This is a genomic window from Mesorhizobium sp. M0601, from assembly GCF_040320845.1.
Lineage (GTDB): Bacteria > Pseudomonadota > Alphaproteobacteria > Rhizobiales > Rhizobiaceae > Mesorhizobium.
This window is the reverse complement of sequence record NZ_JAMYQK010000007.1, coordinates 126,408-139,283: the sequence shown is the minus strand read 5'-3', so window position 1 is coordinate 139,283 and position 12,876 is coordinate 126,408. Positions and strand designations below refer to the sequence as shown.

Genomic DNA, 12,876 nt, shown 5'->3' with positions numbered 1-12,876 from the left:
TGTCCTGTGACGATTTGATTGCCGGCAGGCGATAACCGCTGCGGCCCGTTCAGGCAAGACGGCTTATCCACCGCGGGCAAGGTCCTTTGACCAGCCCGGCAAAAATGCTACGAGCGCCGAAACAAATCTCGGGACCCGGCATGGATGCGAGGCAATTGAAGGTTGAGGCCGCGCGGGCAGCGCTTGCCCATGTCACGGATGGCATGCGGCTCGGCATCGGCACCGGCACGACGGCGGACGAGTTCGTGCGGCTGCTCGCAGACAAGGTCGCCACCGGCCTGACTGTCATCGGCGTGCCGACCTCGGAGCGCACCGCCGTCCTTTGCACCGAGCTTGGTGTGCCGCTGTCCACCCTCGAGCAAACCCCCGAGCTCGACCTCACCATCGACGGCGCCGACGAGATCGATCCGGCGCTGACGTTGGTCAAGGGCGGCGGCGGTGCGCTGCTGCGCGAAAAGATCGTCGCGGCGGCCTCCGCCCGCATGATCGTCATCGCCGACAGCTCCAAGATGGTCGAGATGATCGGCCGTTTTCCGCTGCCCATCGAAGTCAACCGATTTGGCCTGCGCGCCACCGAAATTGCGGTCGGCGCGGCGGCTGCAAACCTTGGCCTTTCCGGCCCTGTTACATTGAGGATGACGGGGAGCCAGCCATTTGTTACAGACGGCGGCCATTTTATCCTCGATGCATCTTTTGGCCGCATTCCGGATACAAGAGCGCTTTCGAATGCTCTCCACGCCATTCCGGGCGTGGTCGAGCATGGTCTTTTCATCGGGCTGGCATCAACGGCCATCATAGCCGGCGGCGACGGCATTCAAACCGTCCATGCCGCCCGAAAATCAGGGAGTTTTACCGATCATGATGTTGCATAACCGGGTTGGCCGCTTTTTTGCCATTCTGGCGGCCTCGGCCGTTTTCGCGTTTTCGTCGCCTGCGTTTTCGCAGGACGTCACCGATGCGCATTTGAAGGCGGCGCGCGCCGCCGTCGCGGCGATCCATGCGACGGATACGTTCGACAGCATCCTGCCGCAAGCAGCCGCGGCACTGGAGCAGCAGATGATCCAGAAGAACCCGGACATGCAGGAACTGATCGCCAAGACGATCAACGAGAAGGCGATGGCCTTGGCATCGCGCCGCGCCGACCTGGAAAAGGAAGCGGCGCTCGCCTATGCAAAGGTGTTCTCGGAAAAGGAACTCAATGAAATTGCCGCCTTCTACAATTCCGATTCCGGCAAGAAGCTGCTCGACAACGGCCCGATCGTGACGCGCGAACTGGTGAAGGCTGCCGAGATCTGGCAGAACGGCCTGGCTCGCGATCTCGCCCAGCAGGTCGGCGAGACCCTGGGTGCAGCGGCGAATGCCAAGGCGCCGGCTGCGCCTGCCGACGGTACCGCTCCGGCCGATGGCGCAGCTCCCGCGGACGCTACACCGAATTGATTGCGGACTTCCGAGCCGCCTGACCGCCACTGGACCAAAAGCCCGGCAAATCCGGGCTTTTCTTTTGATAGTCGGCAGCCTACCTGTCTCGGGGTTTGAGGGGCAAGGAGTTCAGCCATGGCCGGTTACGACTACGATCTTTTCGTCATCGGCGGCGGCTCCGGCGGAGTGAGGGCGGCGCGCGTTGCGGCGGCACTCGGCAAGCGGGTCGGCATCGCCGAGGAATACCGCTATGGCGGCACATGCGTGATCCGTGGCTGCGTGCCGAAGAAGCTCTACGTCTACGCCTCGCAATTCCCCGAGCATTTCGCCGATGCCGCCGGCTATGGCTGGACGGTGCCTGAGGCGCGTTTCGACTGGCAGACGCTGGTCGCCAACAAGGACCGCGAAATCAGCCGGCTGGAGGCCATCTACAAGAAGAACGTGCAGGGCGCCGGCGGCGAGGTCTTTCATTCGCGCGCCACCCTGGTCGATCGGCATGTGGTGCATCTTCTCGGTGAGGATCGCACCGTTACCGCCGACCAGATCCTGATCGCTACCGGCGGGCGACCGGCACCGCATCCGGCATTGCCCGGCCATGAGCACTGCATCTTTTCCAACGAGGCCTTCGACCTCAAGGAACTGCCGAAGGCAATCATGATCGAGGGCGGCGGCTATATCGCCGTCGAATTCGCCAACATCTTTCACGGCCTCGGCGTCGACACGACGCTGGTCTACCGCGGCAAGGAGATCCTCAGCCGTTTCGACATGGACCTCAGACGCATGCTGCACGACACGATGGAAAAGAAAGGGATAAAAATCCTCTGCCACGCCGTGTCCGAGTGGGTCAGGAAGCGGCCTGACGGCCGGCTCGACGCGCTTGTCACCGGTGGCACGGTGCTGACGGTCGACCAGGTCATGCTCGCCATCGGCCGCATTCCCAATACCGAGAACATGGGCCTGGAAGGCGTCGGCATCGAGATGACCAAAACCGGGGCAATCCACGTCGACGAATACTCCCGCACCAACATCGACAACGTCTGGGCAATCGGTGACGTCACCCATCGCGTGCAATTGACGCCGGTGGCAATCCACGAGGCGATGTGCTTCGTCGAGACCGCCTTCAAGGACAAGCCGACGGCGCCCGACCATGACACGATCGCTACCGCAGTCTTTTCGCAGCCCGAGATCGGTACGGTCGGTCTGTCGGAGGATGAGGCGGCAAAGCGCTTTCCGGATGTTGAAATCTACCGCGCCACCTTCCGGCCGATGCGGCACACACTTTCCGGCCGCGACGAAAAGATGCTGATGAAGCTGGTCGTCGACGGCGCCTCGAAAAAGGTCCTCGGCGCCCACATTCTCGGGCCGGATGCCGGCGAAATGGCGCAGCTTCTCGGCATACCGCTGAAGGCCGGCCTGACCAAGGATGATTTCGATCGCACCATGGCGGTGCATCCGACCGCCGCGGAAGAACTCGTCACCATGTACAAGCCGACTTACCGGGTGAGAGATGGTGAGCGCGTCTGACGCGACGACAACCCATCGCGGCAACGAAATTGCCGCGATGGAAGAGCGTGAGTTTTCTTACAGCAACGTTCCGCCCAGGATCACCAGCGCCACAGAAAAATAGATCACCAGCCCGGTGACGTCGACCAGCGTGGCGACGAACGGGGCCGATGCGCTGGCCGGGTCGAAGCCCATGCGCTTCAGGGCGAACGGCAGCATCGATCCAGACAGCGAGCCGAAGGTGACGATGCCAACCAGCGTGGCGCCGATCGTCATTGCGATCAGCGGCCAGTGCGGGCCGTAGTCGTAGAAGCCGAGATACTGCCAGAGCGCGATGCGGCAGACGCCGACCACGCCAAGAATCGAGCCAAGCACCAGGCCGGTGGGCAGCTCGCGCAATGCCACCCGCCACCAGTCGCCAAGGCCGATCTCGCGCAGTGCCAGCGCCCGGATGACGAGCGAGGTCGCCTGCGAGCCGGAATTGCCGCCGGAGCTCATGATCAATGGAATAAATAGCGTCAGCACGATCGCCTTTTCCATCTCGCCCTCGTAACTTTGCATCGCGTTGGCGGTCAGCATCTCGCTGATAAACAGCGCGCACAGCCAGCCGGCGCGTTTCTGGATCATCGCCAGAAAGCCCATCTTCATATACGGCTCGTCGAGAGCCTCCATGCCGCCGAAACGATGCACATCCTCCGTCGTTTCCTCGATCATCGTGTCGATAATATCGTCGATGGTAACGATGCCGAGCAGTTTGCCGTTGTCCACGACCGGAACGGCGAGCAGATCATATTTCGAGATCAGCTGAGCAACCTTTTCACTGTCGGTCAGCGGTGAAACGGTGACAGGCGCACGATCCGGCGCGATTGCCATGATCAGCTCGTCGGGCCCGCCAGCGATCAGTCGACGCAGGCTGGTCGAGCGCAACAGGACATGCGTTTGCGGATCGACGATGTAGATCGCGTAGACGGTTTCGCGCGTCCGCTCCACCTTGCGGATATAATCCAGCGTGCGGGCCACGCTCCAGTCCGGCGGCACGCTGACATATTCGGTCGTCATGAGCGAGGCGGCGCTGCCTTCGGGATAGCCGAGAATGGCAAGCAGCGTCGCGCGCAGCGGTGGCGCCAGGCCACCAAGCAGTTCGGAACGAGCCGGCTCGTTCAGATCGCGCAGTATGTCGGCGGCGCGATCGACCGACATGGCGGCAAGCAGTCTGCCTGCCTTGATGCGGGGCAGCGCCTCGACCAGTTCGGATGCGCCGTCGAGTTCAGGCTGGTCGAAGATCTCGACCAGCCGCCCGAACGGCACTTCGCAAAGCAGCTCCGATGCCGTCTCGCGGGGCTCCTGGTTCAAGGCCTCGACGATGTCGGCGACGTGTTCGTTGGCAAGTACGCGAGCGATGGCGATGGCATCGCCGCCCGCGACAGGGGAAAACTCGTTCATGGCTCACTCCTTGCCGTCCGGCAGGACGTGAGCCTGTCAGGTCACGTCAAGCGGACGGCGGTTGCGTTCGACTGTGACTGTCGCCAGGCATGGCGCGGTGACCTTTCTGCTCGCGGGTTCGAGTTGAGATTCTGCAAGCCGGCGCAACATAGGAGCGCGCCTTGCCGAGTCAATCGCGAGAGCGGGTTAAAACGGCGGCAAACCGGCGGATCGCGAGACTGTGATCGGGCTACGTGGCAGTGGCTGGATGCCGGCAGTGGTGCCGCGGCTATCTCTGCTTCAGCCGGCGGGGAAAGCGCAGCCACTTGTCCTCGGCCGGCCGTGTCGGCTGCGTGAGGATGGTGGTGAGCTCTACCGGCAAGCTCGGAACCAGCGGCTTCTTGGTAGCGACGCCGTCGGCGATCGCAACCACGCTGTGGTAGAATTCGGTGCCCGCGAGCGATCTCGGCGGCGTCGCCTCATGCATGATCGAGATCACGGTTGCATCAGGGCAATTGTCCTTGATCGCCTGGTGGAAGGCGATCCGTCCATCGGGGTCGAGCGCGCCGGTGGCTTCATCGAGGAACAGCAATCCCGGCTGCTGCAGCACGATGCGGGCGACAACCAGCTTCTGTTTCTGCCCACCCGAGAGAACCTGATCCCAGATCTTTCCTTCACGGCTCTCATCGGCCAAATGCTCGATGAAATCGCCGAGGCCGGCCTTGTGCAGGGCGGATGCGACCTGCATGTCGGCGTAATCATGCTCGGAACCAGGCAGGCAGACCAGTTGCTTCAACGAAACCTGCTGCAGCTTCACCTCCTGGGCGGCGTAGAAACTCCTGACCCCTTCCGGGAAGACGATGGTGCCGCGGCCATAAGGCCACAGGCCGTTGATCGCCTTGACGAGCGAGGTCTTGCCGCAACCGGATTCGCCCTTGAGGAAAGTCCACTCGCCACGCCGGAAGCGCAAGTTCGCGGCACTCAGGAAGGGCGTTGCGTCCTCGCCCTGATGCGCCAGTTCGAGCTTCTGGATGGTCAGTCCGAAAACCGGGTTCTGGTGGTCGTAGCGGAAGTCGGACCGGCCGGTCTGCTGATAGAATTCCTGTGGCTGCTGCACGTTCTCGATTGCCTGCGCCAATTCGATGACGCGCTGGCTGTTGGCGCGCAAGGTGGCGATGTCCGGCATCACATGGATGAACCACGAACAGTTGCTGATCAGCTTATCGACCTGGCCGGAAGCTGTCAGATAACCCTTGAGGTCGAGGCCGTTGTGGATGAAGGGCACGAGCCCTGGCCCGAAAGCGACAATCTTGGCACCGATGAAATTATAGATCAGCTCGAACGAGGCGTAGCCAGTATTGACGATGTTCAGTCTGGCCCAGGTACGGTCAATGTCGGCATAACGCTGGCTGTTTACAGTCTTCTGCACATTCTCGCCCTGCGATGCGGCGACATGAAAACTGCGGCGCAGGAATGTGATCAACTCGCTGCGGTAACTGCCTTCGGCCTGCTGCATTCTGACGTTTAGCCACTCCAGCATTCGGCCGAGTTTCAATGCGATCCAGGTGTTGAACGGCACATACACAGCGATTGCCAGGAGAGCAAGGACGGCGCTGCCGTAGCTGCCGAGAAACTCCAGGCCCTTCACCTCGACAGAGTTTTTCAGCAATTCGCCACCGAGAAAGTAGAACGAAGCGAAGACGCTTAGCACACCCGAAGCAAGCCCGATGGCTCCGCCAGTCATGGCCTTGATGGATTCCTGCACGCGCTGGTCGATATTGTCGGGAGCTGCATTCCCGGAAGAGCCATGCTGGGCATGGAAATGCGTATGGTTAGAGTCGAGCAGGGCCTCGTTGAATCGGCTGTCCAGCCAGCCACGCCATTTGCGATGCAATGTCTTGGAAACCAGGTTGTGAATGCCGGCAATAACCAAGTCCTTGAGCAGGACCAGCAGCACCAGCCAACCGGCGTTGGTCAGTATTGTCTTGAGTGGCGTCGTGTTCGCGGCATCGTGGAAAAAAGCGATCGAAGTCGCCAGCTCAGCCCCAGCTACCGTAAACCAGACGTCGGCTTTGCTGGACAGCGCGATGATCAGCGCGATCACCAGCGTCAGCGTCCAGGCTTCCCTCCAGCGGTCCGAGAACCAGTAGACCCGCATCAGCCCCCAGAAGCTGCGCATCGACGATACGGGCGTCAGGGGCGACTGCCTTGCGGCACCGCGGAGCCATTTTTCCGATATTGAATGTCGCGTTGGTCTATCGACCCGAATCACTATCCCGCCCAAACGATTTTTCTTTTGTTACGGACAGTAACACCAATTGATCATTTTCCATTAGCTTTTCACCAGTCGCAGGTGGCTTAGCTTGCCGGCCGTTGCAGTGGAGCAACAGAATGAATGATCACGGCGCTGTGCCGTCACGTTTCGAGGGGCGGAATACCAACGCAATTTCAAATAGTTACTTGCCTGCGCCCGAGCAAGTAGAGATCTTCCCCAAGGGAAGGTCTTCACACAGCTTTGTGAACATAGAAGCGCCTTCCAGCGGCCGATCTTCACAGCCTGAACCGCCTTCACGGCCAGTCCGGCCTCGTCGGCGGCCAGAACGTGACGTATGATTCGTGGTTGAAGCCGCCTTGTCAGGACCCGTAGTCGGCCAAGCAATGACTTTGCCGACACAGTCCGGGATGAAGATCTATCAATTGGCCCGTGCCTTTTTAAGAGCGCGCACAAACCGCGTTTGACAAACACGCGCTTCGGATTGAACCTGCCGGACGCATCCAGGTTTGAACCGGGGGGAAGTTCGCCATGCTTGCACGGACATTTTTTGTCGCGACGCTCGCAACATTTTTCTGGCTGCCGCAAACATATGCCGGCAGCCAGACCGTTCCCGCAAATGCCGAGGGACAGATCGAGTTCAACACGCCGTCCGGCAATATCGGCTGCATCTACACGCCGAACGGCGGCACCAGCACCTACGAGCCACAGGATGGCGGACCGGAACTGAGTTGTTCGCGCGTCGAGCCCAGCTACGTCACGATCATCCTCGGCCCGAAAGGCCCGGCGACGCTGATCAAGAATCCGGGCGAGCAAGGCTGCTGCGGCGGCGTCACCAGGCTGGCCTACGGCAACAGCTGGAGCAAGGGGCCATTTTCCTGCCAGTCATCCACCAAGGGATTGACCTGCACCGGCAAGCATGGCCATGGCTTTTTCGTCAGCAAGGCCAAGGTGACCGTGAAATAGTCCGACTCAGTTCGCTGTTTCCAGTTCGCCGCGTGCCTTGGCCGCGGCGACCTGGCGGAGTGCATCGGCGAGCGTATCGGCGTCCTGGGCACCCATCACCGCATATTTGCCTTCAAGCAGAAAGCACGGCACACCCGATATGCCCATGCGCGAAGCGGTGGCGATTTCGGTGCGCACGGCCTCTACATCGGCGTCGGTCGGCAGAAGCGTTTCGACCACGGACGCATCCATGCCGGCCTCGCGGGCGGCTTCGATCAGCACGGCATGATCGCCGAGATTGGCGCCTTCCTCGAAATTCAGCTGGAACAGCCGGCGCACCAGCCGGTTCTGAATGGCCTCGCCGGCCGTGCCGGCCCAGCGAATGAGACGGTGCGCATCCAGCGTATTGGGCGCGACCTTGATGGCGTCGAATGCGAAGGAGATGCCTTCAGCCTCGCCCAGCGGTTCGATCCGGGCATGGATTTCGCGGATGCGTTGCTCGCTGCCGAATTTCGCCACCATATAGTCGCGGCGGTTCTTGCCTTCGGGCGGGATTGTTGGGTCGAGTTGGAAGGGCCGCCAGCGTATGTGAACGTCGATATCGACGGCGGCAATCGCCTTGTCGAGCCGTTTCTGGCCGATAAAGCACCAGGGACACACGACGTCGGAGACCACATCGACGGTAATCGAGCTCTCGTCGTTCATCTTGATCTCCTGTTGTGAAGAGGTCACCTCGGTTTGCGCCACCAGGTCGGCAACTGATAACCGTATATGGGCGTCTTTTGCGGATGTTCCAGATAGTTCCAATAAGCGAGCCATTGCTGGTTGTTGTGCTGCGTCGGCACCATGTAATTGCCGGAGATCAGCAGCCGGTCGAGAACGCGGACGGCCGCTACATAGTCCTCCTTCGAACGAGCTCTCAGCATCGCCTCGATCGCCGCATCCACTGCGGGGTCGGCGACACCCGCCAGGTTGAACGAGCCTTCGGCCTTGGCAGCAGCGGATCCCCACCGCCCGGTTTGCTCGATACCGGGCGACAGCGAGTTGTTGAAACCGGTCGAGCCGACCAGCACCTCGAAATCGAAACGCTGCTTGCGCGACTGGATCTGATCACCGTCGAGGCTGCGGATGCCGACATCGATGCCGAGCTTCTCAAGGGTGCGCTGATAGATAGCGGCAAGTCGCTCTTCGTCCTGCGAGGCGGTCAGGATCTCGAAACCGAACGGCTTTCCCTCGGGATCGAGCATTGCGCCGTCCTGCACCGTATAGCCCGCGCTCTTCAGCAGCTCGAATGCCGCCTTCAGCACCTTGCGATCCTGGCCGGAGCCGTCGGTAACGGGCGGCCTGTAGGTGCCGTCCATGACATCTGCGGGCACGCGGCCGGGGTAGGGGGCCAGCAGGGCCTTTTCCTTTTCGCTGGCCGGGTGGCCCAGCGCGGACAGTTCGGAATTCTGCCAAAAGCTCATCGTGCGCGTATATTTGCCGCCGAACAGGTTCTTGTTGGCCCATTCGAAATCGTAGAGCATGCCGAGCGCGCGCCGCACGACCGGATTGGAAAATTTCGGCAGCCGCGTGTTGAACAGGAACCCGTTGACCACCGGCGGAATGCCGGTATCGAAATTTTCGGCGATGACCTCGCCCCTGTGGAAGGCCGGAAAATCGAGATCGCGCTCGCGCTTGACCGGGTCGCTGTCGTCGTCGATGGCGCAGATGCCTTTCTTGAACGCTTCCTGCTTGGCGTTGGCGTTGAGGAAATATTCGATGGTGATCTGGTCGTAATTGTCGAAGCCGCGCTTGGACGGCACGTCCTTGCCCCAATAGTCCGGATTGCGCTTGAACACGATGCGCTGACCGGGCACGACTTGCGCCACGGTATAAGGCCCGCTGCCGATCACCGGCTTCAGCGTCGTCCTGTCGAAGGTGTCCTTGTTGAAGGCGTGTTTCGGGATGATCGGCGTCAGCGCAATGATCAAAGGAAATTCGCGGTCCGCCTTTTCGTTGAAGGTGAAGCGCACACTGCGCTCGCCGGTCTTTTCGAGCTTGGCAATCGCTTTCATTCGCTGGCTGTAAGGTGGCCGGCCCTTCTCGGTGAAGACGTCATAGGTAAACAACACGTCTTCCGGCGTCACCGGCTCGCCGTCCGACCATTTGGCGTTGGGATCGAGGTGGAATTCGATGCTCTTGCGCTCGGGATCCATGTCGGCGGTATCGGCGAGCAGGCCGTAGAGACTGAAGGCCTCGTCGTAGTTGCGCTGCATCAACGGCTCGAAGACAAGATTGCCAAAGGCTTGATCCATCATGCCGCGCGCGGTGGTGCGCAGGCTTCTCAGGATGAACGGATTGAGATTATCGAAGCTGCAGACGACGCAATACGTAATGCTGCCGCCTTTCGGCGCGTCGGGATTGACGTAATTGAAATGATCATAGTCGGCCGGCAGCGCCGGCTCGCCCTGCATGGCAAGCGCGTGCTTCGGTTCCGACAGAGCCGGCTGCAGGGAAAGGCCGACAAACAAGATTGCGGCGATCAGCCAAACGACAACGCGGCCCATGACCGTCTCCTTCCCGATTCGATGCGCAGCATACATGAGCCGGTCGTGCACCGGCCAACCCCTTGAGCCTATCCCTTGGCCAAGATTCGCGAGACCCGGGCTGGATTCGGCACCGCTTGCAGTGTAACACGCCGTCCGAAGTCATTCTGTTGCCTCATTTCGGCAACAGGTAGCTGGACCACACGGCATGAAAAAAGCCGGTTCCGGGATCATTTGAGAGGAATGCACGACATGACGAGCCTGAACAGCAACGCGTACCGCCTGTCGGTCATGGCCGCTGGCGTGGTCGGCATTCTGGGCGCCGGGATTCCCGCTGCTTCCGCGCAGCAGCAACAGCAGATTCCGCAAGGCTGGTTCAAGGCCTGCACCAAGCAGGAAGACGTCGACATCTGCAATGTCCAGAACATTACCACCGCCGGCAACGGCCAGCTCATCACCGGCGTCAGCCTGATCGAATTGAAGGGCAAGGTGAACCGCAAGGTGTTCCAGGTGACGGTTCCGACCGGCCGTCTCGTTCCTCCCGGCATCGGCCTCCAGATCGACGGCGGCAAGGCGCAGAAGCTCGACTATGTGATTTGTTTTCCGGATCGCTGCGTGGCGGAAGTGCCGCTGAGCGATCAGCTTGTCGCATCCTTCAAGAAGGGATCGGCGCTGACGCTCACCTCGGTCAATTTCCAGAACCAGCCGAACCCGATCAAGATTGCGCTGACCGGCTTCAGCGGCGCCTTCGACGGCCCGCCGCTGCAGCAGTCGGACATCGAGGACCGGCAGAAGAAGCTCCAGGAGTTCGTCGCCAAGAACAATCAGGACTTTGCCAAGAAGCTCAAGGAAGAGCAGGAAAAGGCGAAGGCCGCCAACTGATCGACGGGTTTTCGAACCAACAAAAAAAGCGGGGGCTCATACCCCGCTTTTTTCGTTTGGACCGGCCGTTTGTCGCGTTCAGCCAAGTCTCAAACCAGTCCCAGCCCAGCCAGATCCCGGCTAAGTCAATGTCTCAATTGGTGCTTCGGCTCGTAGCGCCCGTCCGGCTTCTTGTCGAACATTTCACCAATCTGCGGATGCCGGACCGGTTCGCCCGACCGGTCCTCGAGTAAATTCTGCTCGGACACATAGGCGATGTATTCTGTTTCGGAATTCTCGGCGAGCAGATGATAGAAAGGCTGGTCCTTGCGCGGCCGCACGTCAGCGGGGATCGCCTCGTACCATTCGTCAGTATTGGCGAATTGCGGATCGACGTCGAAAATGACGCCGCGGAACGGAAACAGCCGGTGCCGAACCACCTGTCCGATCGAGAATTTGGCTGTCTTCATCGCACTCACCACTTGAACTTCTTGAACGCCACGCATCTCGGAACACGCAAGGAACGCTCCAGGACTTTAGATTCTTACGCACCGGTCCGGCAAAGATTGGCCCAGACCTTAAGGTCGACATCGTCATTATTTGGCGCAGACGCGGCGTCAATTCAATCCCGATCCCCTTGATGCCGGGTTGAGCATCGCGAGATGCGGATCAAGGGCGGTGGCCAAGATCGCTATCGCTCAGCCGGTTTTCGCAATCAGCCAAAAAACGCCGCAAAACCGCTGCCGGGTCGAAGACCCTCGCGCATGAAAAACGCCCGTAACGGCGCAAACCGCTCAAGCGCGCCAAGGCCAGCGCTGCGCACCATCTGAGCCGGCAGCATGTCGGAAAGCAGCGACATGTTGAGCAGGTTGACCGCGCTGCTGCGCGCCAGAATGTCCGGCCGCCGCTTGAAATCATAGGCTGCAAGCGCCTTGGCGGCGCCCGGGTCCGAGCGGTTTCTGCTTGCGGCACCAATCAGGTCGTCGATGTCCCGGATGCCGAGATTGAGGCCTTGCGCGCCAATTGGGGGAAACACGTGGGCGGCTTCACCGACAAGTGCCACGCGGCGATGCGCAAACCGCCACGGGCTCACCGCTGAAAGTGGGTAGACCTGCCGGCCGGGCTCAACCGACACGCGGCCCAACATCGATTGCATTCGCTGTTCGACCCGCGTCGAAAGCTCGGCGTCGTCGAGTGCTGCAAGGTCCTTGGCGATATCGGGTTCGAGCACCCAGACAAGGCTGGACCGGTTGCCGGGCAGGGGAACCTGTGTGAACGGACCGGTCTCGGTGTGGAATTCGGTCGAGGTGAAGGCATGGTCGCTGCGGTGACCGAAATTGAGCACCAACGCCGCCTGCGGATAGGATCGGATCGAGGTGCGGATGCCGGCTGCCTCGCGGGCCGGCGACTGACGGCCATCGGCGGCAACTGCCAACGATGCCTCAACCTCGCTGCCGTCGGCGAGAACGGCATGGGCATGGTCGGCATCGAGGCGCCATGCCTCCACCATCGACTTTCGCCATTCGATGCCCGAATGCGCGACAGCCTCGGCTAGCATGCGGTTGAGAACGCTGTTGGGCAAGTTCAGCCCGAATTGCTCTTCGTTGATCTCGCTGGCGCGAAAGGTCACTGTCGGGCTGCGGATCAGCCGGTTGGTTGCGTCAACGATACGCATCACCTTGAGCGGCGCTGCGTGCGGCCTGATTCCGTCGAAGATCCCTAGCCGTTCGAACATCTTCAGGGCAGGGTTCATCAAGGCTGTCGTCCGGCCGTCGGGGCCGGCGGCATCGGGTCCGACGAGCGTCACGGGAAAACCCGCCTCGGCAAAGCCAAGCGCCGCGATCAGCCCCGCAGGGCCGCTGCCGGCGACCAGTATCCGTGCTGTTTCCCGATGGTTCAAATTCGGCTTCCGGATTGCGAGGTGAG

At 61.0% G+C, this 12,876-nt stretch carries 11 protein-coding genes; 5 read left to right on the top strand and 6 right to left on the bottom strand.

The window, feature by feature from the left end:
- Window positions 1-140 precede the first annotated feature (140 nt).
- The 3 genes from rpiA to gor all read left to right on the top strand — a co-directional run bounded on the left by rpiA (window position 141) and on the right by gor (window position 2,943).
- The gene (gene rpiA, locus NKI41_RS10080; RefSeq protein ID WP_023675034.1) at window positions 141-872 is read left to right on the top strand and encodes a ribose-5-phosphate isomerase RpiA; all 732 of its coding nucleotides are present in this window, start codon (window positions 141-143) and stop codon (window positions 870-872) included.
- Entirely contained in the window at window positions 859-1,437 is a 579-nt protein-coding gene (locus NKI41_RS10075; protein ID WP_352542027.1) for a DUF2059 domain-containing protein, read from the top strand. Before rpiA ends, NKI41_RS10075 begins: the two co-directional genes overlap by 14 nt.
- Window positions 1,438-1,554: 117 nt before the next feature.
- A complete protein-coding gene (gene gor / locus NKI41_RS10070; protein WP_352682751.1) occupies window positions 1,555-2,943 on the top strand; it encodes a glutathione-disulfide reductase in 1,389 nt (462 codons plus the stop codon).
- A gap of 57 nt (window positions 2,944-3,000) precedes the next feature.
- On the opposite strand, the gene mgtE is transcribed toward gor, so the two are convergent.
- A complete protein-coding gene (gene mgtE / locus NKI41_RS10065) occupies window positions 3,001-4,365 on the bottom strand; it encodes a magnesium transporter (protein ID WP_352682750.1) in 1,365 nt (454 codons plus the stop codon).
- A 268-nt stretch (window positions 4,366-4,633) separates the two neighbouring features.
- Complete coding sequence (locus NKI41_RS10060) at window positions 4,634-6,523, bottom strand: ABC transporter ATP-binding protein/permease (protein WP_352682747.1); 1,890 nt, start codon at window positions 6,521-6,523, stop codon at window positions 4,634-4,636.
- A 624-nt stretch (window positions 6,524-7,147) separates the two neighbouring features.
- Between NKI41_RS10060 and NKI41_RS10055 the strand changes: the two genes are divergently transcribed.
- Entirely contained in the window at window positions 7,148-7,582 is a 435-nt protein-coding gene (locus NKI41_RS10055) for a hypothetical protein (protein ID WP_352613631.1), read from the top strand.
- Between the two features lie 6 nt (window positions 7,583-7,588).
- Here the strand turns inward: NKI41_RS10055 and NKI41_RS10050 are convergent, their stop codons facing one another.
- Window positions 7,589-8,266, bottom strand: a complete 678-nt coding sequence (locus NKI41_RS10050) for a DsbA family oxidoreductase (RefSeq protein WP_352471875.1) — start codon at window positions 8,264-8,266, stop codon at window positions 7,589-7,591.
- Between the two features lie 23 nt (window positions 8,267-8,289).
- Window positions 8,290-10,110: an extracellular solute-binding protein gene (locus NKI41_RS10045; RefSeq protein WP_352682745.1), complete on the bottom strand. Its 1,821-nt coding sequence runs from the start codon at window positions 10,108-10,110 to the stop codon at window positions 8,290-8,292.
- Between the two features lie 231 nt (window positions 10,111-10,341).
- Between NKI41_RS10045 and NKI41_RS10040 the strand changes: the two genes are divergently transcribed.
- On the top strand, window positions 10,342-10,971 hold the full coding sequence (locus tag NKI41_RS10040; RefSeq protein WP_352448908.1) for an invasion associated locus B family protein: 630 nt from the start codon (window positions 10,342-10,344) through the stop codon (window positions 10,969-10,971).
- A 125-nt stretch (window positions 10,972-11,096) separates the two neighbouring features.
- On the opposite strand, the gene hspQ is transcribed toward NKI41_RS10040, so the two are convergent.
- Entirely contained in the window at window positions 11,097-11,420 is a 324-nt protein-coding gene (gene hspQ, locus NKI41_RS10035) for a heat shock protein HspQ (protein WP_023675043.1), read from the bottom strand.
- 245 nt (window positions 11,421-11,665) lie between these two features.
- Window positions 11,666-12,850 carry a UbiH/UbiF family hydroxylase gene (locus NKI41_RS10030; protein WP_352682743.1) on the bottom strand — a complete coding sequence of 395 codons (1,185 nt, stop codon included), beginning with the start codon at window positions 12,848-12,850 and terminating at the stop codon, window positions 11,666-11,668.
- Between the last annotated feature and the right edge of the window lie 26 nt (window positions 12,851-12,876).

Coding starts and splice junctions, on each gene's coding strand:
- NKI41_RS10060 (WP_352682747.1), bottom strand. CDS start 6,523: ATGCGCAGCTTCTGGGGGCTGATGCGGGTCTACTGGTTCTCGGACCGC.
- NKI41_RS10045 (WP_352682745.1), bottom strand. CDS start 10,110: ATGGGCCGCGTTGTCGTTTGGCTGATCGCCGCAATCTTGTTTGTCGGC.
- NKI41_RS10050 (WP_352471875.1), bottom strand. CDS start 8,266: ATGAACGACGAGAGCTCGATTACCGTCGATGTGGTCTCCGACGTCGTG.
- NKI41_RS10040 (WP_352448908.1), top strand. CDS start 10,342: ATGACGAGCCTGAACAGCAACGCGTACCGCCTGTCGGTCATGGCCGCT.
- NKI41_RS10075 (WP_352542027.1), top strand. CDS start 859: ATGATGTTGCATAACCGGGTTGGCCGCTTTTTTGCCATTCTGGCGGCC.
- NKI41_RS10055 (WP_352613631.1), top strand. CDS start 7,148: ATGCTTGCACGGACATTTTTTGTCGCGACGCTCGCAACATTTTTCTGG.
- hspQ (WP_023675043.1), bottom strand. CDS start 11,420: ATGAAGACAGCCAAATTCTCGATCGGACAGGTGGTTCGGCACCGGCTG.
- gor (WP_352682751.1), top strand. CDS start 1,555: ATGGCCGGTTACGACTACGATCTTTTCGTCATCGGCGGCGGCTCCGGC.
- mgtE (WP_352682750.1), bottom strand. CDS start 4,365: ATGAACGAGTTTTCCCCTGTCGCGGGCGGCGATGCCATCGCCATCGCT.
- rpiA (WP_023675034.1), top strand. CDS start 141: ATGGATGCGAGGCAATTGAAGGTTGAGGCCGCGCGGGCAGCGCTTGCC.